Annotated in this window: 25 protein-coding genes and 1 other RNA gene; 6 read left to right on the top strand and 20 right to left on the bottom strand. The window is 44.8% G+C overall.

Annotated elements, in window-relative coordinates:
- The coding region (locus tag QUB11_RS21280) for a hypothetical protein (RefSeq protein ID WP_333240539.1) at window positions 1-203 on the top strand (203 nt) is incomplete at its 5' end.
- Between the two features lie 151 nt (window positions 204-354).
- Window positions 355-1,947: a DGQHR domain-containing protein gene (locus QUB11_RS21275; RefSeq protein WP_333232622.1), complete on the top strand. Its 1,593-nt coding sequence runs from the start codon at window positions 355-357 to the stop codon at window positions 1,945-1,947.
- 148 nt (window positions 1,948-2,095) lie between these two features.
- Here the strand turns inward: QUB11_RS21275 and QUB11_RS21270 are convergent, their stop codons facing one another.
- From QUB11_RS21270 to QUB11_RS21195, 16 genes are all read right to left on the bottom strand, one after another.
- Window positions 2,096-2,332: a hypothetical protein gene (locus tag QUB11_RS21270; RefSeq protein ID WP_333243736.1), complete on the bottom strand. Its 237-nt coding sequence runs from the start codon at window positions 2,330-2,332 to the stop codon at window positions 2,096-2,098.
- A gap of 28 nt (window positions 2,333-2,360) precedes the next feature.
- Entirely contained in the window at window positions 2,361-2,576 is a 216-nt protein-coding gene (locus QUB11_RS21265) for a DUF6887 family protein (protein WP_333391646.1), read from the bottom strand.
- Window positions 2,563-2,751 carry a DUF6888 family protein gene (locus QUB11_RS21260; protein ID WP_333391644.1) on the bottom strand — a complete coding sequence of 63 codons (189 nt, stop codon included), beginning with the start codon at window positions 2,749-2,751 and terminating at the stop codon, window positions 2,563-2,565. Before QUB11_RS21260 ends, QUB11_RS21265 begins: the two co-directional genes overlap by 14 nt.
- Before the next feature lie 155 nt (window positions 2,752-2,906).
- Window positions 2,907-3,953, bottom strand: a complete 1,047-nt coding sequence (locus QUB11_RS21255) for an endonuclease/exonuclease/phosphatase family protein (protein ID WP_333391642.1) — start codon at window positions 3,951-3,953, stop codon at window positions 2,907-2,909.
- A gap of 10 nt (window positions 3,954-3,963) precedes the next feature.
- Window positions 3,964-4,434: a DNA phosphorothioation-associated protein 4 gene (locus QUB11_RS21250; protein WP_333105229.1), complete on the bottom strand. Its 471-nt coding sequence runs from the start codon at window positions 4,432-4,434 to the stop codon at window positions 3,964-3,966.
- A gap of 88 nt (window positions 4,435-4,522) precedes the next feature.
- Window positions 4,523-4,843, bottom strand: coding sequence for a nucleoside triphosphate pyrophosphohydrolase (locus tag QUB11_RS21245; RefSeq protein ID WP_333391640.1), 321 nt, complete (start codon window positions 4,841-4,843; stop codon window positions 4,523-4,525).
- Between the two features lie 12 nt (window positions 4,844-4,855).
- Window positions 4,856-5,509 (bottom strand): Uma2 family endonuclease, encoded by a 654-nt coding sequence (locus QUB11_RS21240; RefSeq protein ID WP_333391638.1) that lies wholly within the window; start codon window positions 5,507-5,509, stop codon window positions 4,856-4,858.
- 49 nt (window positions 5,510-5,558) lie between these two features.
- Window positions 5,559-6,215: a Uma2 family endonuclease gene (locus QUB11_RS21235; protein ID WP_333391637.1), complete on the bottom strand. Its 657-nt coding sequence runs from the start codon at window positions 6,213-6,215 to the stop codon at window positions 5,559-5,561.
- The gene (locus tag QUB11_RS21230; RefSeq protein WP_333391634.1) at window positions 6,205-8,271 is read right to left on the bottom strand and encodes an AAA family ATPase; all 2,067 of its coding nucleotides are present in this window, start codon (window positions 8,269-8,271) and stop codon (window positions 6,205-6,207) included. The genes QUB11_RS21235 and QUB11_RS21230 overlap by 11 nt, the downstream gene beginning before the upstream one ends.
- Window positions 8,268-8,543: a hypothetical protein gene (locus QUB11_RS21225; RefSeq protein WP_333206012.1), complete on the bottom strand. Its 276-nt coding sequence runs from the start codon at window positions 8,541-8,543 to the stop codon at window positions 8,268-8,270. The genes QUB11_RS21230 and QUB11_RS21225 overlap by 4 nt, the downstream gene beginning before the upstream one ends.
- An 86-nt stretch (window positions 8,544-8,629) precedes the next feature.
- Window positions 8,630-9,976: a DNA phosphorothioation system restriction enzyme gene (locus QUB11_RS21220; RefSeq protein WP_333391660.1), complete on the bottom strand. Its 1,347-nt coding sequence runs from the start codon at window positions 9,974-9,976 to the stop codon at window positions 8,630-8,632.
- 96 nt (window positions 9,977-10,072) lie between these two features.
- Window positions 10,073-10,642 (bottom strand): Uma2 family endonuclease, encoded by a 570-nt coding sequence (locus tag QUB11_RS21215; RefSeq protein WP_333213103.1) that lies wholly within the window; start codon window positions 10,640-10,642, stop codon window positions 10,073-10,075.
- 34 nt (window positions 10,643-10,676) lie between these two features.
- On the bottom strand, window positions 10,677-11,120 hold the full coding sequence (locus tag QUB11_RS21210) for a hypothetical protein (RefSeq protein ID WP_333391632.1): 444 nt from the start codon (window positions 11,118-11,120) through the stop codon (window positions 10,677-10,679).
- A 335-nt stretch (window positions 11,121-11,455) separates the two neighbouring features.
- Window positions 11,456-11,836 (bottom strand): phasin-related domain-containing protein, encoded by a 381-nt coding sequence (locus QUB11_RS21205; RefSeq protein WP_333040711.1) that lies wholly within the window; start codon window positions 11,834-11,836, stop codon window positions 11,456-11,458.
- Window positions 11,837-11,859: 23 nt separating this feature from the next.
- Window positions 11,860-11,956: signal recognition particle sRNA small type (ffs, locus tag QUB11_RS21200), an RNA gene on the bottom strand.
- A 23-nt stretch (window positions 11,957-11,979) separates the two neighbouring features.
- Window positions 11,980-12,246 carry a YciI family protein gene (locus QUB11_RS21195; protein ID WP_006632991.1) on the bottom strand — a complete coding sequence of 89 codons (267 nt, stop codon included), beginning with the start codon at window positions 12,244-12,246 and terminating at the stop codon, window positions 11,980-11,982.
- 120 nt (window positions 12,247-12,366) lie between these two features.
- On the opposite strand from QUB11_RS21195, the gene QUB11_RS21190 reads away from it, so the two are divergent.
- The gene (locus QUB11_RS21190) at window positions 12,367-12,921 is read left to right on the top strand and encodes a 2'-5' RNA ligase family protein (protein ID WP_333206010.1); all 555 of its coding nucleotides are present in this window, start codon (window positions 12,367-12,369) and stop codon (window positions 12,919-12,921) included.
- Between the two features lie 264 nt (window positions 12,922-13,185).
- On the opposite strand, the gene QUB11_RS21185 is transcribed toward QUB11_RS21190, so the two are convergent.
- Window positions 13,186-13,890 (bottom strand): ComF family protein, encoded by a 705-nt coding sequence (locus QUB11_RS21185; protein WP_333391630.1) that lies wholly within the window; start codon window positions 13,888-13,890, stop codon window positions 13,186-13,188.
- A 72-nt stretch (window positions 13,891-13,962) separates the two neighbouring features.
- On the opposite strand from QUB11_RS21185, the gene QUB11_RS21180 reads away from it, so the two are divergent.
- The 3 genes from QUB11_RS21180 (at window position 13,963) to QUB11_RS21170 (ending at window position 18,363) form a co-directional block, all read left to right on the top strand.
- Window positions 13,963-16,449, top strand: coding sequence for a putative PEP-binding protein (locus QUB11_RS21180; RefSeq protein WP_333391628.1), 2,487 nt, complete (start codon window positions 13,963-13,965; stop codon window positions 16,447-16,449).
- A 199-nt stretch (window positions 16,450-16,648) separates the two neighbouring features.
- A complete protein-coding gene (locus QUB11_RS21175) occupies window positions 16,649-17,095 on the top strand; it encodes a hypothetical protein (protein ID WP_333391626.1) in 447 nt (148 codons plus the stop codon).
- A gap of 233 nt (window positions 17,096-17,328) precedes the next feature.
- Window positions 17,329-18,363 carry a VOC family protein gene (locus QUB11_RS21170; protein ID WP_333391624.1) on the top strand — a complete coding sequence of 345 codons (1,035 nt, stop codon included), beginning with the start codon at window positions 17,329-17,331 and terminating at the stop codon, window positions 18,361-18,363.
- Between the two features lie 389 nt (window positions 18,364-18,752).
- Here QUB11_RS21170 and QUB11_RS21165 read toward each other — a convergent pair whose 3' ends face one another.
- From QUB11_RS21165 to QUB11_RS21155, 3 genes are all read right to left on the bottom strand, one after another.
- On the bottom strand, window positions 18,753-19,559 hold the full coding sequence (locus QUB11_RS21165) for a DUF1838 domain-containing protein (protein ID WP_333206005.1): 807 nt from the start codon (window positions 19,557-19,559) through the stop codon (window positions 18,753-18,755).
- A 147-nt stretch (window positions 19,560-19,706) separates the two neighbouring features.
- Complete coding sequence (locus tag QUB11_RS21160) at window positions 19,707-19,994, bottom strand: RNA-binding protein (protein ID WP_333206004.1); 288 nt, start codon at window positions 19,992-19,994, stop codon at window positions 19,707-19,709.
- Window positions 19,995-20,965: 971 nt separating this feature from the next.
- Window positions 20,966-21,184 carry a hypothetical protein gene (locus tag QUB11_RS21155; protein WP_333206003.1) on the bottom strand — a complete coding sequence of 73 codons (219 nt, stop codon included), beginning with the start codon at window positions 21,182-21,184 and terminating at the stop codon, window positions 20,966-20,968.
- Window positions 21,185-21,449: the final 265 nt, after the last annotated feature.

Raw genomic sequence — 21,449 nt, 5'->3', positions numbered from 1 at the left:
CCCTGGCGGGCCCCGATGGTGGCGGGGTTTCAACCCCTGGCGGGCCCCGATGGTGGCGGGTTTTCAACCCCTGGCGGGCCCCGATGGTGGCGGGGTTTCAACCCCTGGCGGGCCCCGATGGTGGCGGGTTTTCAACCCCTGGCGGACTCAGACGGTGGCGCGTGAGACCCAGACGCATCTGCATCAAGCCCGATCGCCCCTAAGCTATTGACAAATAAAACATTAAATGATATATAAGGTTGAATTTACTTAGTGTTTTAAGTATTTCACAAAAATTTTTAAAAAACAAGAGTTGACATAAAATTTAACCCATGATATTTTTGAAAAAATAACCTAATTATATAAAAACCGCCCATGACAACCAACCCAGCGGATGACCTCGCTATAAAAATTTTAGAAAAAGAAAATAGCGACAGACAGGAAATCGCACTTTTATTAGATAATTATTTAGGAAAGGACGATCGCATTTTCGTCCAAAAAACCCAGATGGGAAACAGCGAAGCATACATCGGTTCAGTCACCCTAGAATGGTTAGACTCTCGCGTCCGTTTCGCCTCCCAGATGCCGCTTTTCCGCCAAAAATTCGACCTCCAAACCAACAACATCGTCCGCGACGACGAAACCATTGACGAAATAATCCAGCGTCCCTTAGATTGGTCGCGCCAAGCCACCCTCACTCAATATTTAGCAGCCCGAAAATCGCACAAATTCCCCGCAGTTTTAGTAGTCGTCAGTCCCCCGTGGGTAGATAATCCTCTAGCCGAGGAATGGGATAAAAATGGCGTAGCAACCAAATCCGCGACTGAATTTACATCCTTTGATAAAAACGAGAACTTAGGGCTTTTGAATGTCTCTCAAAAAGTCTCTATTTTTGCCTTAGACGGCCAGCATCGGCTGATGGGAGTTCAAGGTTTAATGAGTTTAATTAAAACCGGAATCCTGCAAAGATACAACAAAAATAAAAAACCTGTCGGCGCTGCAATTACTCTGGAAGATTTAGCAGAAGAGTATCAAATCGACCCCGAAACAGTGTATAAATTAGCTCACGAAAAAATCGGAATTGAGTTTATCCCGGCGGCGGTAGCGGGGGAAACGCGACAGCAAGCACAACGGCGCGTGCGATCGATCTTTGTGCACGTTAACCTAATGGCCGTAACGCTGAGTCAGGGCCAGCTAGCATTATTAAACGAGGACAACGGATTTGCGATTTGCGCCCGCAAAATTGCCGTCACCCATCCCTTATTAAAAGAACAAGATGACAGAAACCCCCGCGTCAATTGGGACAGCGCCACAGTCGCAGCAAAATCAACTGTGTTAACCACATTGCAAGCGCTGCAAGATATGTCCGAACGGTATTTAGAATACAAATTCCCCCATTGGAAGCCGGAACGAAAAGGTTTAATTCCCATGCGTCCCGAAGATGAAGAACTAAAAGAGGGAATTGAAGAGTTTAAAAAATTGTTCGATCATTTAGCAACTTTACCCAGCTATCAAAGAATTGAAAGCGGCGAAGAAACGACAGAATTGCGCCGATTTAGTTTTGAAAAGCCAGGGGGCGAGGGAAATATTTTGTTCCGTCCCGTCGGTCAAGTTGCTTTAGCTAATGCTTTGGGAATTCTAGTATTTAGAAAGAAACTTTCCCTGAAATCTATTTTCGACAAACTCCGCAGGTACGATGTCGATGAAGGATTTAGCCACATGGACAATCCAGAGTCTGCGTGGTACGGGATTTTGTACGATCCGAACAAAAAGCGAATGCTAGTTTCTGGAAAGGATTTAGCGACGAAGTTAATTGTATATTTGGTGGGGGGAATTCAGGACGATATGGAGCGAGCTCATTTGCGGCAAGCGGTAGCGGAAGCGAGGACTTTTGAGGATAAAGCTGTTAGTTTTAACGGCCGATTTGTGCAGCCGCAAGAGGTAGGATTGCCGCCAGTGCTGAGCTAAGTTTTTATTATATCCGAGTTTACAACTCGTTTATTCTTTAGTCCGCGAAGGCGGGCTTCGTTCGTGTAGAAGCGGTTTCAACCGCCGAATCTTTTGAGGGTAAAGCTACTTGAATCGATCGGCAAACAGAACCTAGATAGTGGGTAGTTCAGACATCAATACCATCCCAAAGTTCTGCGATCGGGTGAACTTTACCGTCTTCTACTTCCTGAAGCGCAATCCGAAGACTGTTGAGGATATCTTCTTTAGATAGCTCTTCTTCGTCTTCTTGAAACAGTTGGCGCAGCGATTCTAAAATCAGGGTTTCAATGGGCAGGTTGAGTTGGCTAGCTTTCTCAAGAAGTTGCTGTTCTAGGCGATCGGTAATGGTGAGGTTAATTTGCATGGGTGTGCCTATCAATTTTATTAGATTGCTAACTATTGCTATTTCTTGCCGCTTCTAATTTGTGACGAATTGCGGCTTGAACTTTTTGATCGAAATCAGGATCGCCGGGACTTGCAATAATCCTCAGCGGATGCTGATTGATTCTGTCCAAGTACGCCTGAAAAGCGGCTCGATTTCCACGATGTTTAAGAAAATACTGTTTCAATTCAGTATTCGACATGGCGTTATAGTTAACTTGGCTCATCAGCAAACTCCCCATTGGGTAAAATTTGGAACTCACGCTCTTCATCGTACCCAGCCAATATGTATACGTTACGAGTGCGATCGTCAACACAAATCAGATGTATAGGCTGAAGCATCGTGTAGGTCAGTTGATAACTGATGCGATATAAACTCTCTAGCTGGGCAGCAGTAGGCATTTGTCAATCACTCAACCTAATACTTATCTTAACATATAACTCAAGGAAAGTTGTATATTTATATTATCACTTTTAGCAATTTTTGTCTATAAAACACTACTACCGCTCGATACTGTACCCAAGTTTACCTCTCAATTTATATACATTATACCGCTTTATTTCAACAAAATAAGTTCGGCTGCTACAGGCAAATGGTCAGACTCAGTTGCCTCCAAAACCCAACTATATTTAGCACCCCAATGCTTTGAATACCAAATATAATCAATCCGGCAAACGGGATAATTTAATCTCCAATTCGAGCTTTTTACCAAGAACTTAAGTTCCCAACCGTGAGGCCAGGTAAAACCCAACCCAAATCCCGATTTTCGGAAAGAATCTTGCATGACTTTCTGCACCCTGTCATAGTCTTGAGTTTCATCTGTCATATTAAAATCGCCCGCGACGATTACTGGCAGAGTTTCTCGCTCAACTCGCTGCACTAAGTCTTTAATTTCAGGCGATCGTTTGCCATATTTGTAAACTGGAATTTTGAGGAAACGCCCGATTCTATATCTCTTAAACCACGGCCCGGTAGCTTGCATATTGTAAATCACTACTTCTTGTTCGTTAAATTTAATGATTGCCCGTTGCTGCGTTTCTGGATGGCCGGCTAAGTGGAGTATTTCGCTGGATACAATCGGATATTTACTGAGAATTCCTACAGGGGGAGTGCCAATTTGATAGGGGTAGTCTGCTTTTAACCAGGTGAAAGCTCTTTCGGTATGTTTCCTAACGATTTCTTGTAAAAATATAATATCGGGTTTTTGCTTCTGAATCAGTTTAACTAAAGTTGGTGACTGAGTTGCATTCCAACCGACGTTATGGGATAAAATTTTGATAGGGGGCTGCGAATTTGTGAGATTTATTGGTTTTGGGCTAAAGTATTTAATGTGCAGCCAACTTATTAGGAGAATGCAGGCGATCGCAGAAATAATAGTGAACCATCTTTTTTTGAGAATTGACACTCCGATGATGGGAAGCAAGAAAGTTGGGAATAAAATTAAGGGAATAAAAGTGCTAATTAAGGCAATAATTCCTATTCTATCCCAAAAAATTAATTTGAGAATGAAATAGCAGATAATGAATCCTGAGTAGCTGTAAGCGAAAATTTTTGCAAATTCCTTGAGTCCTTTCTTTACGATCTCTGCTAGTACATACTTCATTGGGAACCTATTAAAATAAGAACTTGCTTAAATCGAATTCTTCATTTGACCGATGTTGGTTGTCTCTTTCAGAAATCAAAACTAACAACAGGCGATCGGTATAATCCGCCGCACCCCGCAACTCTTCTCGCAATATTTCCAGTCCACCATTAGCATATTCTTCAAAAATTTGCAAGCGTTCTGCTTCCAATTGTTCGTCGAGATGGGAGAGAATTTGAGGATTTTTGGTTTCGGCGATCGCAATTAATTTAATCGCCATATCGTAACCCCTGGATACAAAGATATCAACATCTATCGCCCCTGGTTCTCGTTTAGAAATTTCCCCCAAAGGCGATCGTTTTTTCCGCTGTTTTCCCAAGGATGCGGCGAAGGCGATGACATCGGCGTAAGTCTGGAAAGGGCCAGTGTGGTTATCCGATAAAGTTAATGATTTGACTAACTCCGCTTTATCTTTAGCAATTCTAATTTTGTTAGCAGCCATTGGGATTAATATGTAATTTTTAAGTGAGTAATTTGATAGAGTAACCGCAGATTTGAGGCAGATAAACACAGATTAACGCAGATAATTTTCACAATGTCCGCAACAACATAATTTTTTGGGCAAAACCTCCTCTTGCTTCGCGCCGCTTGATTTGTTCGGCTAAAAGTCGATCGCCCGAAATGCCAAAACTCGCCATCACCGCATCTATCACCTCATACAAATCCGCCAATTCCGCCACCAAATCTTGCTCGTGGGCGGAAGCCGCTTCCCCCGCTTCTTCAATCAATTTCTGCAGCAAAGCTTGACGGTATTCTGCCTCCGACAAAATTACAAACTCGCATTCATTCCCGCTTTGGCGAATAATTTCAGGAATGCGATCGCGCACCAACTTATGATACTCTTTTTCCACGTCAAACTCCCTTCAACCTTGACTAAAAGTTTGAATCAACCAGCGATTAATCTCCCCATCATCTTGCGTTTGACTCCGATTCAAAGCTTCCTCAACTAACGCTATTTCCAGCCCCGGTAAAACCAGTGAATTTTGAATTGTTCCACTCCCTCCCGCAGTAATAGCAAATGCAAATACTGCATTCGTATTTGCATTTGCTGCCCAATATTCTTGAACTTCTGAATGTTCGTAAATTAAACGCTTTACTCCCAAATCATCGGCACTAGAAGATGCTCCTATTTCCACCACTAAAGCTGGAGGTGCAAACCCATTCAAATTAATTGGCGTATTCGTGCGAGGAGGTAATTCAAAATCTGCACCTATATAATAAGACAAATCAGGTTGAAATTCCCGAATACCTGTTTTGCGAAAACTGGCATTAATTAACTCCACTATTCGGATATTTCTAAAAGCAGTGTAAAAATTGGCAACTCTCGAAACTACTGAATTATGACGACTGTGCAATGGCCCTACTGGTGACATTTCTACCCTCATGTGTTCTTGAGAGTAATAAAACTTGCCCTTTTCCCATGCTGAATCCTCAGCAAAATTCAGAAACTCTTCCCACGTCGCCTTCACCCAAATATCCGTTTCCAAAACCTGCGTAATTGCCGAATTAGAAGCCATAATCCACCTCTACAATTTCTGTATATTCAAATTCCACGTCAAACTCCCTTCAACCTTGACTAAAAGTTTGAATCAACCAGCGATTAATTTCCCCATCATCTTGCGTTTGACTCCGATTCAAAGCTTCCTCAACTAACCGGATTTCCAGCCCCGGTAAAACCCGCGACTCTTGAATTCTCCCGCTACCTCCGCCATTAATTGCAAACGCAAAAACCTCCCGCGTGTTTGCACGTTCAACCCAATATTCACTTATTCCTGCGTCTTCGTAAAGCAACCGCTTGCCGCCTAAATCATCATTAAAAGAAGACGCCCCAATTTCCACTATCAAATTAGGCGGATCGTATTGATTTAAATCAACAGCAGAATTGCTATCATCAGGAGGCACTCTTAAATCTGAACCAATGTAGTAAGCTAAATCAGGTTGAAACTCGCCGATACCTGCTTTCCGAAAACTGGTGTTAGTAAACTGAACTACTCGGATATTTCTCAATGTTGCAAACAGAATAACTACACAGGCCATAATTGAATTTTGACGCCCGTGCAATGGCCCTACTGGTGACATTTCTACCCTCATGTGTTCTTGATAGTAATAAAACTTGCCCTTTTCCCATGCTGAATCCTCAGCAAAATTTAGAAACTCTTCCCACGTCGCCTTCACCCAAATATCCGTTTCCAAAACTTGCGTAATTGCCGAATTAGAAGCCATAATCCACCTCTACAATTTCTGTATATTCAAATTCATTCGGACTGCGCCTAACTAAAGGATAGCGCGTCCCGCCCAGTTCGATCGCATCTTCTTCACAATCAGCTTTCGGAGAATTGTACACCAGCACGTATTCCCTGCCAGTGCAGCTTTCCATCTCTTGAGCAACTTCTCCGCGCCACTGAGTTTTTGTTACCAAAACTACCAATTGATTCGCTAACTTCGGCAGTTTATTTGCAATTTGCTTGCGATAAATCTCGTCCAAACTGCCAAAGGGAGAATCCATCACAATTGGAAACGTACTGCTATCCGGGCCCATCAAAGTATTTTTTTGACTCCACTCACGCACGCCCTCAATAATTCCGCCGATAAACGACAAACTGAGAATTTGATTTTCTCCTGTCGAAGCGGCAACCAAAGATTCTTTACCCGACGTATTTTCTACTAGCGTCAGTTCATATTTATCGCTCAACTTGGGGATGTAAGGAGTAAAAGAAATCTGACTAAAAATATCTTGCACTCGCTTTTCTAACTGAGAACAAAACTGTTTTTCTAAGCGATCTCGCACTTCAGTGAGGCGAGCGATCGCATCCTGAGTCGCAGCAATCCGGCGCTGGGCTAATACTTGCCTTTGCTCATTCAGTTGCTGCTTGTCGATTTGCTTGTCCAAAGCCGACACCTGCACATTCAAACTCTCAATCTGCTGCTGGTTAGAGCCTGTTTCCCGGTGCAAATCGCCAATTTTTGCCTCAATTTCATCCAAGCGCTTTTGCAAGCGGCTGACATCCTCGTCAGGAAAATTTCGCAGCTTGTTGTGAATATCGTCTAACTGCGTTTCCACGCGAGAAAGTTCGGTTCTGTCACGGCTGATATTGCCTTGGTGTAGGTCAATTTCCTCCCAAAAATCAGCCACTTGCTTATCAATTTCATTTACCCGATCGCTAATCCGAATAGTTGTTTCTTCCACATCCCCAACTCCCGCCTTATCCATCCAACCGCTAACCTGTTGGCGAGACTCAGAACCCTCCACTAATTCCGCACCGCAGATACACCGCTGCTGCGCTAATAACTCTTCCAAAAACGGTCGCTGAATCCCCGAAAGCAACGAGCCGCCTTCCCGCAAACCTTCAACAATTACTTTAAATTCAGCCGCAGCCTCTGACAGAAATACCCCATAACCCCGCATAGAGATTGAGCGTTTGAGAGCATCTGTAGCCTGTACAATTTGTTGCTTCAATAAACTTTTCTGCATTTCCAATTCGTCTCGCAACTTTTGTAAATCCGCAGCACCGCTAAGTTCCAACAAATTACCATTAACTGCTTTTTTTAACTCCGCTTGGTTTGCCAATTCCTGCTCGATTTCTACTTGTCTGCTCGAAAGTTGCTCAGCTTCTTGCTCAATTTTTTGCTGGTCTTTTAAAAGTTTCTTCGTTTCAGCATTCCCAATTATATTTAAATCTGTCTCTAGAGATTTTTTTGCTTCTAGTAAATGCCGGAGCGATCTATTCAACACTTCCACCCCCAGCAACTCCTTAGTAGCTTCCGCAATTTCTGCCTTCTTGTCATGGCGGACAATTTGCTCGATTCGCTCCCCATCAAAAAAGAAATATTTATGTAAACTTTCAGGCAAAATCCGCCCGATAATATCATCAGGATGCTGATCCGGCTTCAGCCACAGACCGTTATCTTTTGCTACATTCAGAAACAATTCAGCCTTGCCATGTTCTACAGTATTTTCACTTTTATAAGCACGACAAATGCGTCTTGCTTGGTAGCGCGTGCTGTCGTGTTCAAACACAATTTCCGCCCAACAACCTACGGCTTTTCCCATTTCCGCCTCAGCCAGAGCGCGCTTGTTTACTAATTGTTCTTCCGCCGCAAAAGCCGCGCTAAATTGTCCGTAAAGTACCCACGTAAAAGCATTCATTAATGCCGTTTTTCCAGCGCCGTTATTACCGTGAATTACTGTAATATTTTGCCGACCCCAAGCTAGTTTAATTTCGGGGCTTTTGCCGTAAAATTGACGAAAGTTGCACAGAGTAATTGAGATTAACTTCATACAATTGCTTCCTTAATAATTTTTAAAATGTCATCGTTAATGTGGCGGGGAGCTCTCATGTACAGTTTATCTTTTTCAATTTCCAATACCCGCTCAATAATTTGTCGGACTTCCGGCGGCGCGCTAGTAATAGGTTCCTGTACGTCGCTGAATTCCTGATGAGTTTGATAAGAAGAACGCTTTTCTGCTAAAATGCTTGTCGGTAAGGCTGCGATCGCACTATCTTCATATCTAAATGCCATAATCAGATTTTCATTCAGATTTTCCGTCATATTTTTTTGCAAATATTAAAATTAACAACTCAAACTACGATCGAATAATTCTCTATTCTCAAACATAAACCGAAGCTTAATAAATGTCAAATGTCTAATAGCCCGTAACGCCTCTGAATTTGCAACAATTTCACTCTAGCTTCCCCAGCATTGTCAGCTAAATCGGCAAATTCCAAGAAGCGCTTCAACTCTTTTCGTAGCAAATTGCGCTCGACTTCTAAGGTTTCTCTGCCCAAATCTGGAGGCAAAACTATCATGTCAAATAAAGTTGCCCTTTCCTTCCCCGGATGCGGCCGCAAAATGCGTCCCCGGCGCTGAATAAACTGGCGCGGATTGCTGCTGCTTGCTAAAATTACAGCATTGCGAATTGCAGGAATATCAACGCCTTCATCCAAACACCGAATCGCTACCAAACCTTGCAATTCTCCACTCTCAAATTGCTGGCGCAATCGTTCTCTTTCTGCTAAAGGAGTTGCCGCAGTATAAGTGTTAACTCGGTAGCCTAATTCTGAACCCAATAACTTCGCGGTTTCTGTTAGCTGGCGGTTGTTATTTCGGCGCGCACCTCCTTCGATCGCACCGTCGCCGCAGTAAAATAAAGTATGGGCTGTATCGAGACGGTGAATCATTAATTCTCGCAAAGCTACTAATTTATTAGCGGCCGCTCCAATTAACCGGGCTCGCTGCATTAATAAAGTTGTTAAAGCATCGTTTTCTTCTACTTTTTCATCGCCCCAAAGCGCCCAGCCAATTTTTTTAGTTAAGTAGGAATATTTGCGAGTTTCCGCTTCTGTTAATTCTACTAAAATTGGATAGTATAAATAATGTACTAATGCTTTTTGGCGGATGGCGTCGGCTAAGGTGAGTTCCGGCTGCAAAACCTGGCCGAAATAATCTAAAATAGCTTCGGTTCCTTGTTCGTCGAAATGCCTTTCTGGGGTAGCGGAAAGGGCGAGTCGCAGTCCAATATTGCGCGGCAAACTTTCTCCTAGACGGGGCGCGCCTAAGTTGTGAACTTCGTCCCCAATAATCAGGGTTTTTTCTGGGAAATAGCGCAGTTGCGATCGCAAACTATCTCCCATTAAGGTAGCATTAGTAGTGATGATTGTGAGAAATGCTCGCTCGCCAGATCGCACTTCATACAAACCCGCAGCCAGCTTATTTTGCCAACTGCGGGCGCTATCAAAAGCCAAAATAGGTTTTAAACCAAATTTCTCCGATTCGCGCGCCCACTGATTCACCAGGTGGCAGTAAGGGCAAATTACGAGCAGGACTTGCAGGTTAATTTTGTTGTATAATTCAGTGGCGATCGCCAGCGCAGTAATCGTCTTGCCACTACCCGTCGCCATCTTCAGCGTACCACGTCCCTGATTCGCAAACCAATTAGCAACCGCCACTCGCTGATACTGTCGCAATTGCAGCGATGGCGGCATTTTCGGAAACCCAAATTGCGAATTATTAGCCGTTGAGCGATTCACCTTTAAATGTCGTTAGATGCAAAATTACCCTGACTCAACTGTAACTCATTTCTAATTAAAACTTAACAACTCAAACAAATTTGTCGCCGACAATTGCAAATCCGACAGCACATCCAGTACAGGTAAAATATCTTCATTCTCTTTAATCTCAGGTTCCTGCTGCGGTTTAAAAACAATTACCAATTCTTCTTCCGGGTCAATCAGCCAACCTAATTTAGTATGATTCTTGAGGCAAAACAGAATCTTATTAATTACGCGAGTTGAACTTTGCTCCGGCGATAAAATCTCAATTGTCCAATCCGGCGCAATTTCAAACCTATTTTCAATCTTTCCCTGAGAATTCAGAGGAATGCGCGGCCACTCGAACACTGCTATGTCTGGAACAATAGAACGTCCCCCAAAAGTGCAGCGCAATTCTGGAAACGCATAAGCTAATTTCTGCGGCTTGCCAACTCGATTAATAACAGATGGAAACTCGAATTGTAACGTACTGTGTTTTCCTTGTGGCATATCTTTTTGATAAATTTCACCGTCAACATACTCGCTAGCCGGCTTAGTCTCTGGCAATAGCAGAAACTCTTCCAGAGAAATCTTTGACGGAGACTGAATTGACGTTACCATAAGCCATTAACCTCTCAACAACTCAACTGCCGTCTTAAAAATTCATATCGCTGTCAGTTTCCCAATCAGCACAACTCTCCGATTCCACACCGGTAGGGTGCATCGCACAAACCAACAAATTTCCCCCGTAAACTTGACCGTGATAGTTGCGACAACCGCGACAAGCCGGCTGCTGCGTCGGCGAAGGGTCTACATAAGTCACCATCGACAAATCTATCTCATCAAATTGCGGGTCGAAGTCGCGGCAAATTTCAATTATCGGTTCGATAAATTCATTCAATAAACCGTCAAATTCATTGAAATAACCGTCAATGTCGTTAATCAGATTATTTTGTACTTGTTCTGTAAACTCTTCCGACATTTTTGCCAAAACGTCCAGCATTTCTACAAACTCTTCGCCCATTTCGCTGAAAAAATGCTCTACTTCAGAAACAGCATTTTCCATTACTCCAAAAAAATCTTTAGACCAATCTTCCATGAATTTGACAGTTGGCTATTACAAAATATTTTACAGACAGGTGCAGCCAGCCTCATGTGAAGCGATCGCACCTACTTTCAATTCTATTACCTATTGCCTGATATCCGTCCACATCAGACAGGGGAGATATTCAAAAAGGGAACTCAAGAGTATTATCCTGAGTTCCCTTCATGAGAACTCTTGCAAAAATACAAAGCACCCCACCCCAACTCTCCCCTTGAATCAGGGGAGGAGGCAAGATTATTCTTGTTTCCCCCCTTAATAAGGGGGGACTAAGGGGGGTGAATTTGACTTTTGCAAGAACTCTATGCTTTGCTGAGCGAGCTTTTTGCTGCTTAATCTCGCTTCAGCCGCCGCAATTCCTCTTGTAAATTCTGCACCTGTTCGCGGAGCTTGTCTACGCCACCTGTCTCTTTAGCATCTTTTGCCGAGACATCTTCTTCCTCAGAAATAATTTCAATCCGCCGAGGTTCAGCCGGTTTTTCGTTCCCAGCCGAGGCTACGGGGGGCTGCTGCTGAGCCTGTTGCACCATATCATCAACAAAGCGGCGAGCTTCTTCCGTTGACATCTCGCCACGCTTGACTAATTCGTCTGCCAGCTTTTGGGCTTCAGTGCGTAATTCAGTTAACTTGCTGCCAGCTTTTTCACCAGCGTAGGAAGCTAGCCCAACACCAAGGTAAACTGCTTTTTGTAAAATATCTCCGAAACCAGGCATAGGAGCTACACCTCATAAAACTGGGTGAACCGGAGACCACGCCTATTACAAGCATCCCGTGTTGCTGCTACCTTCCGGTCCTGACAAGATTTGGGCGTTGGAATCGCGTGGGTCCAGTTCATAAATGAGTATAACACAGTTATTTATTCTTCAACCACACACCAGTGATAAATTTCATAAATAACGCAACCGTTCTTCACCAGCGGGTCTTCAGCGACGATCGCCTTCGCCTCATCCATCGAACCAGCCTCAAACAGCAACATACCGCCGCCCCGTCGCCCCCAGTAGCCAGTTTTCGCTCGGTGTCCTTTAGAAATCAACTCTCGGACATAAGCTCTGTGAGCTGGCACGTATTGGTCAAAGACAGGCTTTTCGACAATTCCTTGCTCAATTTTGACAAACCAAGGCATTTTTATTTGGGATTTGAGATTTTATATTTTAGATTGGGAATGGGCGATCACCAATGGGATCTAGGGCAAATGCTCTATATTCAATTTTGCACCATCCTTTCTTAACTGCGATGTTATCCGATGAACCAGTCAAAACAGCGATTTTTCATTGCCCTAGTGCCGCCTCCCGATATTGAACACCAGATTACTGATATTCAACTGTATTTTGCGGAACACTACAACAGCCGCGGTGCTTTGAATTCGCCGCCGCACATCACGCTGCAACCTCCTTTTCACTCGTTAGCGGAGGATGTTCCCAAATTAGAGGAAAGTTTGAACCAGTTTTCTGCAAACCGACTGCCCATTCCCGTTACTCTATCCGGTTTTGCTGCTTTCGCCCCCCGCGTCATTTACGCTGATGTTGTCAAATCTCCCGAATTGCTGGAAATTCACTCATATTTGATGAGTTATATGGAGGCAAATTTGGGAATAGTCGATCGAGTTTCTCAAAGTCGCCCATTTGTACCGCACATGACAGTAGCGTTTCGCGATTTAACTAAAGAGAATTTTCAAACGGCTTGGTTGGAATTCTCCGGGCGATCGCTCCACTTTGAGTTTACCGCTTCGGCATTAACTTTACTGCTTCACGACGGCAGCCGATGGAACATCAGCAACCAATTCCCACTTTCCGCCTAAACTCTCTCCCTTCTCTTTCTTCGCGTCCTTAGCGTCTTCGCGGTTAGTTTTCCCAGTTTTTTTTATTAGCCAATCCTGATAAATATCATTTCCTCACTAGAAACCTGTTGAAAATTAAAGCCAGTCACAACTTACCGAAAGCATCAAGGATACAAGCCCCGGATTCATCCGTGGTGGAGAAATAAGAAACCTGTATCCGATAAACTTGCCCCCCAATTTATCCGTGGGGTCAATGCTTCAATTCTAAAATCTAAAATCTAAAATCTAAAATCTAAAATCGATTGACCGATCGCTCTTATTCGGAGTTGCCAGTGCCACAGTTCCATAAACAGAAATTCCTGACTGTTCCAATATTTTAATTGCCGACTTAACCGTAGTACCGCTAGTGTAAATATCATCAACTAACAGCACTCGATCGCGCGGGCGCCGACGACGAAAATCTTTCCCCAAACCTAAAGCATTTTTCATTTCCGCTTGTCGCTGCTGTGGCGTCAGAGCGAATAAAGCCTGAGTATTTTTCACCCGCTCCAAACCGTGCCGCTGCAAAGGCAAACCAGTCAGCTCACAAAAACTTTCAGCCAAAAGTTCCGCCTGGTTAAAACCGCGCTGCTTGAGCTTTTCTTGATGCAGCGGAATCGGTACAACCGTTAAATTGTCTATAGCTAATTCGGGAAAACTCAGCCAAGCTTCCGCCAGCCAGCCGCCTAGAGGTTTCGCTAATTGCGGATTGCCGTCATATTTCAAAGCTGCGATCGCCCGTTTGAGAGCCCCGCCATACTCACCCCACACAAAAACACGCTGCTCTGAATGCCAAAATCGACCGGGATCGCTTAACTGACATCGCTGAAGTTGCTTGTGACAGTACGGACAAAACTCTCCGGCGGCCGGTCGCTGACAAAGAGGACAGTTAGACTTAAGAAATAGATTGAGAAAAGATTTGACTAATCCCGTCCATTTTCGCTTGTTCATCCTAAAATTATCGTAAGTGATTAATGGGAAAAACTTTCAACTTCAATCAATTTCCACCGACAGGCTCGCAGCGTGAAAAACCTCTACTGGTTAGACAAAATTCAACCTTCAGACAGAGATGCAGTGGGAGAAAAAGCATTTTACTTGAGCTGTTTGCTCCAGAAAAATCATCCTGTTGTACCGGGTTTTGTCGTGCCGGCTACAACATTCTGGCAGTTTTTAGAGTCGATCGAGTGCCTAGAACCGCTGTTTGCTGACTGGCCACACTCTTCCCTGCACTTGAATGTCGATGAACCCAGACAACTGCAATCGATCGCCCGCAGCATCCGCCACCAAATCCTCGTCGGCAAATTGCCAGATTCACTGCTCTCCACCCTAGAGTCTGCTGTTTCTCAACTCAACTCACAGTCAAACTTAAACTCCACAGCCTTAATTTTTCGCCCTTCCCTGACTTCCTGGAACCCGAAAACAGTCGGCATTCTGGAATCTCAGGCAGTACGGGCAGAACCCGAAGCCATTGGGGCCGGACTCAAACGAGCTTGGGCCGAAATGTTCAGAGCCCGAAGTCTATTTTACTGGCAGCGGTGCGGCCTGCGGGTACAGCAAATCAATCCCGCAGTTTTGGTGCAGCCACTTCAAGAAGCGATCGCCGCGGGCGAGGTGAAAACAAAGGCGGGCGCACAGTGGGAAATCCAAGCCACCAGCGGTTTGGGATTGTCCCTCGCTAGGGGAGAAACCATCCCCGATTACTATCAAGTGCAGCCAGAAACAAGCGCGGTTAAATTCCAGCGGATCGGTTACAAAACATTAGCCTACAATCTCAAAGTCGGCGATGGTGAACCGAAAAAAAAACTGCTGCTGGGCAAGTTTGCTGCTTTCCCAATTCCCGATTCTCCATTTATAATTCCTGATTTTGCTGATTGTTGCGTGCAAGTTTTAGCGCTGGGAGAGGAAGCACAAACAGAATACGTTTTAGAGGAATGGCAACTGCAAGAAATTATTGAATTGAGTAAAAAAGCGATCGCCGAATTTGACTCAGATTTAATTTTGGAGTGGACGCTAAACCAGACAGCAAACAGCGGCGAACCGCAGTTTTATTTCACTCAAGTTCGTCTGGTAAAAGGGGAAAAAGCTGCGCCCGTAGAGGAAAATCCGAGATCCCTCCCACAGCCAAACTCGATCGCCCCAGCCCGAACTCCTGCCATACTCAGAGGTGTGGCAGCAGCATCAGGAAAAGCCGAAGCAATTGCCCAAGTTATGACTAATTCCCACCCAGAAAACGGGGAATTCTTAGCCGGAGGCATTTTAGTAGCCCGGACAATCGATCCGAATTGGCTGCCTTGGCTGAAGGTTGCTGCTGGGGTGGTTGCCGAACAAGGAGGTATGACAGGCCACGGCGCCATTTTAGCGAGAGAATTGGGGATTCCCGCCGTTGTGGGAGTGGCCGGGGCCACGCGGGCGATCGCCTCGGGCGATTCCGTGCTGGTAGACGGCGATAGCGGAGAGGTTTTTGCCCGATCCCAACAGGATGCGATCGAGACAGGAGACAGCCGCCGACTTCTGGACACAGCAAAAAAGGCAGATACATACAGTACAGCAGCCAAAATGTCAATAGCCAAGCACCAATCTTCTACCTCCGATCGATCGTCCAATTGGGCGCCTAAATCTCGACAATCTGAGTCTACTCAATATGTTTGGGGCCCACCAACGGCAACTCAACTGCTAGTTAATGTCAGCCAAACAAGTTCGATTGACCGCCTCAAAAATCTGCCAATAGACGGCATCGGATTGCTGCGATCGGAATTAATGGCATTAGAAGCTTTGGACTGTCAAAACCCCAAAGTTTGGCTACAAGACGGCCGCCAATCGGAATTTGTCGATCGCATGGCGGATTGCCTGAGCTTATTTGCTGCTGCCGTTTCGCCGCGGCCAATATTTTATCGCTCTCTCGATTTACGCGAGTCAGGCGCCCACGGCAGTTTCAGTTATACCTTTGAACCAGAATTATTTGATTGGGAACTCGGCGTACTTCAAAAAGTCTGCGAGTCAGGCTATACCAATGTTAATTTAATTTTGCCTTTCGTGCGATCGGTTGACGAGTTTATATACTGCCGCCAGCGCTTAGAAACAGTTTGGAAAAACCGCTCAACTGAATTTCAACTGTGGATTATGGCGGAAGTTCCTTCGGTGTTATTTTTATTACCAGATTACGTAAAAGCAGGAGTTCAAGGAATTTCCATCGGCACCAACGATTTAACCCAATTGCTGTTAGGAATTCACCGGCACTCCGACCAGGTAGCAGGTGCTTTCAACGGGCGCGATCGAGCAGTGATGAGGGCGATCGAACAATTAATCAGACAGGCCCGGGCCGCCGGCATTCCTTGCTCAATCTGCGGCGACGCTCCCGCATTGTATCCCGATACAGTTGAATCCTTCGTGCGGTGGGGAATTTCGTCTATTTCGGTCAATGTCGATGCTGCAGAACAAACTTCTAGGGCGATCGTCCGCGCCGAACAGCGCCTGCTGCTAGAAGCCGCTCGATCGATAATTAACAATTAACAACTCCCGGACGCACTTGACCCCAGAAATCCGGTTTCTGAGTAGATATAGCAACCGCGCCCGACGGTGAGGACGTTATTAATTGCTCAAACATGAGCTCTTATATTGCTTCTTCCTTCTTTTTCCTTCCGCTATCAAAAGATTTGATTTTAAAGCTAGGATAGAAATATCGCCAACCCTTTACCCGGAGGTACAAACCGTGAAATCAAAAATTATTGCAACCGCAGCAATACTTGCCGCCCTGGCCTTTATGCCTCCTCACCCAGCATTATCTCAACCTGCAACTGACGGCGGGACAAAACCCGGATTCTGGCAACCTCAAGCGCAGGTTGACAATACTCGCAACATTACCCTCAGACTGTTAAATGAAACTGGATTAAACCTAGAATACGGTCAATCAGGTGGCAGCTTGTCATCCTTGCCCGTCGGAACCAGCAGAAACATCAGTGTTCGTATCAGCAATCGCACCGGCGACATTGCCAATATTCCGATTAATACCACAGGAGGAACCGCAACTTTGAAATACGACTATAACGTTGACTCGCAGACAAACATTGTGACGATTCGCATCACCAGATCAGACGGCAGCACTCGGCAAGACCGATCAGTTTATATTGATGAAAAAGGGCGAGTTTACTCTTTTTAAGATTAACGCTCATCAACCCGGTTTCTCGTGATAAATTTTGGTTTGATCGGCGATGTATCGGAAGCATCCCGGTTTGGTAAAAAGCGTTTTTTTAGGAGTGCGATCATCCTGCAAAGCTTTGCCTATATATCTGGCTTGGAACACCCTGCAAAGCTTTGCCTATATATATCTCGCTTAGATCTCTCACAGCGAACACTCCGATGTAAAAGTGCGTAAATTATGTTTCAAAAAGTATGAATCAAGTGCAGCCCCTTTCCATCGCAGGCATTTACGAAGTGTGTATTGGCGTAGCCGATGCGATTCCACAACTGCAATATTGGGAGCAATTTGGATATCGGATCGGTCAAATCGGAGAATTATCGGCATCCGAGGCTCGCGAATTATATGGAGTTAGTTCAAAAGTGCGATCGATTCGACTTTATCACCAAGATGCCGATCACGGATTAATTCGCTTGATGATTTGGGAAAAACCTACAAACGATGGTTTGCAAATGTCGTCAATGAAGGTGAAAGGCAACCGTTGGGCAACTACTTTAACTGCTGATTTGTTGAATATCCTCAACCATGCCGAAGAGGCTGCATCTGCCAATTTGTCGGTCAAATATACATCCCCGCACTGGGCGATTATTTACCACAAAGAGCGAAAACCGCGTCCTTTTGTCGAGGCGGCTGTCGGAGTGCGTGAGATGATGCTTTTGCAGCCTTTGAGTCGGCAAGTTTTTTTTCAAAGATTCAATTATGCTGTGCCTAATTACGGGAAAATCAATTCAAATGCTTTTTTAAAAACCAGTCAAATTACCCACATGGGAATGGTAATTCAAGATGACAGCAAAGAAACGCTGCTATTTTATGAAGAAGTTCTGGGATTGATTCGGGCGCGCGACGATGGAGAAACAACCTTTGAGTCTTCCCTCGCCGGAAGGGAGATTTTTGAGCTTCAGTCTGGGGAAGGATATGTGGTGACAGCTTTTGATGACCCCCGATCGTCGAAAACAGATTTTCGGGCCGCGCGATCGGGTAGACTATATATTGTGAGGTTACCGAGTTCGATCGCACTAGGCGATCGATTTGATCGCGCCAATCCCGGATGTTTGGGAATGTCGCTGTACACATATCGAGTGTCTAGTATTGCAGAATATTTTGAGCGAGTCAAAGCCAGCAATGCACAAAAAATTACAGAAATAGTCGCTAATGAATTTGGGGAACAAAGTTTTTCCTTCATTGCACCTGACGGATATTTTTGGACATTGATAGAATCAGGTTTGTAGTGAAGAATGCAAGTCTTAATAAAAATCACAAGACTTGCATTCTTCACTACAAATTAATTTGACTGATATCAGTTCCGGTTACACTCCTTATGATATAGAGGAGACTGCACGTGCCGCTTCCCTACGCCAGATTAATTGTAGGGGCCCGGCAGTGCCGTGTCCTGGCTGTAAGTAATATTAATTCCGATGCTACCGGATTTGATATGATGCGGTAATGTCCTGGTGCGCGCACCCTACATTGACAGTTCGCGATCGCACTCCGACTGCTCGAAACCGGGGAAAGATGGACGAAAAGACGCGTTAGGGCCTGCAGATTCAGTAAACAACCCGGTTTCGCATGGGCCGCCATGCGATAGCGAACTGATTGAGGGCATTCATCTATTATGAGCTTATGCTTCCGGTGCTGGCAGAGGGAATCTTTCTCCCGCGAGATAAGCATCAAAGTTCTGTTGAAAATAAATCCAAGAAGTCATATCTTCCACATCTAATTGCGATTTCGGCGCATCTTTATACAAAGGAATGCGAGTTTTGATTTCATCTTGCAGCAATTGAGGTAATTCTGTCCAACTATTGACTTTGGAACCCGTGGCACTGTAAATCATGTTACCGGGTCGATTTCCCATTTTCATCCATGCCAGCCACGGCCCGATTCTATCCCAACTCAGAATTACTTGAGAAACTGAGACAAGTTCGGGATTTAATAATTCTGCTGTGGGCACTGTCAGCTTAAATAATTCCGCTGCTTGATAGATGGGATTTGGACTGTAATCAACAAATCTGGCATCCTCAGCTAAAGGATTAGGATAGTTGGGAAATAAGTCAAAGACAAAACTCGTAATTTCAGGCTCTACTTTAGCCGGGAAAATTCCTTTAAAATTCCCTTGGACGGGGTTGTTAGCAACGTGAGCAACCGTTAGGGTTTCTCCTGTCCAAGGGTTCTCCCATTTGTGGAGAATTTTTCCGCTGTTGGGGTCTAGATAGTAAGTTAGTTCTCGCGAGGTGAATTTCCAGCCGCCCTCGCCGTCAGCAATACACCTGCTTGCACTCATGCCAAGTATTTTGAACAAGCGCTTTTTCGGTTCGTTGGGAACAAAAGAGTAAATATAACCGTTCCATGTGAGAAATGTTGCTTCACCGTCTAGGGAACTGCGCGTTTTCACCCATTCTTTGGCATCAAATTCTTGTAATAAAACCATACCGCAGGCTCCTGTAAATAATCGATGTTTTTGTGCAGCGGAGTTGACATTGCATCCCCAAAATCAACTGCTGCTTGCAATTCGGCGCTACTGGCGCACTGGTGCATCAGGTGGGTTCCGAGAGGATGTCAACCGCCGCATTGCGGACTAATATCCGTCGTTTTTCTTGATACCTGCGCCTCGATTTCCCTCTTCTTTCGGTTTAGCTTTGTTCACTCGCAAGGGGCGTCCCATCCACTCTGCACCGTCTAATTCGGCAATTGCAGCGTCTTCTTGGGCATCCTCCATCATCTCAACAAATGCAAAACCGCGCATCCGACCGGTTTCCCTGTCGGTAGGCAAGACAACTCGCTTGACTGTGCCGTATTCTGCAAATACTGCTTTCAGGTCTTCTTCGGTGGCGCGGTAAGACAGATTTCCAATGTAGATAGTCATGTCGATCGAACTGAACTTGTTGTGCTATACATAATAACCTGTTAATTTAACTGTCAAGTGCTATCTACCATACAACTGGGCGATCGACTCTGACTAAAAGGGTTTGGCGCACTGACCCACCCTTGGTACTGGCTGCAATAGTTAGCTTAATCAAAACTCATATCCTCGCTCGCCCTGCGGATAAGTGAGGATATGAGTTTTGGGGCGGCGAGGCACCCCACCCCTGAACAATACTTGATTTTAATCAGATCACTGATGGGTGGGCGACGAATCACCAAGCATCTTCGGAAACAAAGCGACTAACAATGTATAGCAATCCTCGCATCATTTGTGAATTTCTTACGGACTCCCAGCGGGTTCGGGGAGGGTTGGGGAGGGGTAAAAAAATTACGATTTATTTAGGATTGCTATATGGTTCATAAAGTTCTAATATAAGTTAATTTAAGAAGGAAAATGATACAATTAGATTTGATACTTTTTATGCTCCGGCAACCTACCGAAACAATGAAAAAATGCTTTAGTAATGATGGAAAATGGTCATAAAAAGAGGCAAAATCAGTAAATAAAGTAATCAAGAAAAAGGGCGAAAGTAATATACTTGTCGCCCCCTTCGCCTGATTTATCATAAGACTGAAAAATTATGGTCAAAACTTAAATATATTTTCAGTTTTATCAACACAACAAATTATGAATAATTAGGAAAGGCGATAGAGTTTGTATTCCGTCAACTTTCTCAGCAAGATATTGGGAACTGGTTTACACACTGCTGTTATTGTACTTCATCTATCTGAGAAAGGCTATACGGGAATCGAAAGTGTCTGTGCAGACTTTCTAGCGGGGACTGAGAAATTCAGTCTAGCCAAATGTGGAAATCCCGTAAGGGAAAAACGCGAAAAGCCAAACTGTGAAGTTTGGAAACCCACGCCATAACTGTAATCAGTTTGGCGTTGGGAGGATGTTACTGCTTTTCCTTAGTCGATCGAGATTGACTGAGGCCCGCTGCTTTTACCGTTGGTGGGTTCGGCTGGGGGAGTAGTGTAGGAAGTTGAACCAGCTTGCTCGTCGATCCAGCTTTTAACGGGATCTTCGTGAAGGTTGAGTCGAAGCAGGCCAGATAAAAATCCGCCCGCGAAGGCGATCGGCTGTTCGATCAATTCTTTCGCCATTGGGATGAGTTCGTCGAGGAACATTCAAGAGTCTCCTTGTGCTGCAGGGGTTCTACCTTAACTGTATCGTTTGTACTGCGATGCTGGCAGCGGCCTACAAAAAACCTTCCAGCGCTGAAGATGGGCGATCCTCTTCGAGGGCTTCGCTAACGGGCAATTTTTCGGCTAATGACTTACAATGCTAAGGAATGAGAATTAAATAACTTCCACAAGTTTGTGGGATGGGCGTCCCGCCCGTGCAAAAATGACGGGCGGGCCGCCCCTCCCACCATAACAAATATAATTGGAA

The organism is Microcoleus sp. B6-A1, assembly GCF_036705085.1.
In the GTDB taxonomy this organism is placed as follows: Bacteria; Cyanobacteriota; Cyanobacteriia; order Cyanobacteriales; family Microcoleaceae; genus Microcoleus.
This window is presented reverse-complemented; position numbering and strand designations above follow the sequence as displayed.

Coding starts and splice junctions, on each gene's coding strand:
- QUB11_RS21275 (WP_333232622.1), top strand. CDS start 355: ATGACAACCAACCCAGCGGATGACCTCGCTATAAAAATTTTAGAAAAA.
- QUB11_RS21270 (WP_333243736.1), bottom strand. CDS start 2,332: ATGCAAATTAACCTCACCATTACCGATCGCCTAGAACAGCAACTTCTT.
- QUB11_RS21265 (WP_333391646.1), bottom strand. CDS start 2,576: ATGAGCCAAGTTAACTATAACGCCATGTCGAATACTGAATTGAAACAG.
- QUB11_RS21260 (WP_333391644.1), bottom strand. CDS start 2,751: ATGCCTACTGCTGCCCAGCTAGAGAGTTTATATCGCATCAGTTATCAA.
- QUB11_RS21255 (WP_333391642.1), bottom strand. CDS start 3,953: ATGAAGTATGTACTAGCAGAGATCGTAAAGAAAGGACTCAAGGAATTT.
- QUB11_RS21250 (WP_333105229.1), bottom strand. CDS start 4,434: ATGGCTGCTAACAAAATTAGAATTGCTAAAGATAAAGCGGAGTTAGTC.
- QUB11_RS21240 (WP_333391638.1), bottom strand. CDS start 5,509: ATGGCTTCTAATTCGGCAATTACGCAGGTTTTGGAAACGGATATTTGG.
- QUB11_RS21235 (WP_333391637.1), bottom strand. CDS start 6,215: ATGGCTTCTAATTCGGCAATTACGCAAGTTTTGGAAACGGATATTTGG.
- QUB11_RS21230 (WP_333391634.1), bottom strand. CDS start 8,271: ATGAAGTTAATCTCAATTACTCTGTGCAACTTTCGTCAATTTTACGGC.
- QUB11_RS21225 (WP_333206012.1), bottom strand. CDS start 8,543: ATGACGGAAAATCTGAATGAAAATCTGATTATGGCATTTAGATATGAA.
- QUB11_RS21220 (WP_333391660.1), bottom strand. CDS start 9,976: ATGCCGCCATCGCTGCAATTGCGACAGTATCAGCGAGTGGCGGTTGCT.
- QUB11_RS21215 (WP_333213103.1), bottom strand. CDS start 10,642: ATGGTAACGTCAATTCAGTCTCCGTCAAAGATTTCTCTGGAAGAGTTT.
- QUB11_RS21210 (WP_333391632.1), bottom strand. CDS start 11,120: ATGGAAGATTGGTCTAAAGATTTTTTTGGAGTAATGGAAAATGCTGTT.
- QUB11_RS21205 (WP_333040711.1), bottom strand. CDS start 11,836: ATGCCTGGTTTCGGAGATATTTTACAAAAAGCAGTTTACCTTGGTGTT.
- QUB11_RS21195 (WP_006632991.1), bottom strand. CDS start 12,246: ATGCCTTGGTTTGTCAAAATTGAGCAAGGAATTGTCGAAAAGCCTGTC.
- QUB11_RS21190 (WP_333206010.1), top strand. CDS start 12,367: ATGAACCAGTCAAAACAGCGATTTTTCATTGCCCTAGTGCCGCCTCCC.
- QUB11_RS21185 (WP_333391630.1), bottom strand. CDS start 13,890: ATGAACAAGCGAAAATGGACGGGATTAGTCAAATCTTTTCTCAATCTA.
- QUB11_RS21170 (WP_333391624.1), top strand. CDS start 17,329: ATGAATCAAGTGCAGCCCCTTTCCATCGCAGGCATTTACGAAGTGTGT.
- QUB11_RS21165 (WP_333206005.1), bottom strand. CDS start 19,559: ATGGTTTTATTACAAGAATTTGATGCCAAAGAATGGGTGAAAACGCGC.
- QUB11_RS21160 (WP_333206004.1), bottom strand. CDS start 19,994: ATGACTATCTACATTGGAAATCTGTCTTACCGCGCCACCGAAGAAGAC.
- QUB11_RS21155 (WP_333206003.1), bottom strand. CDS start 21,184: ATGTTCCTCGACGAACTCATCCCAATGGCGAAAGAATTGATCGAACAG.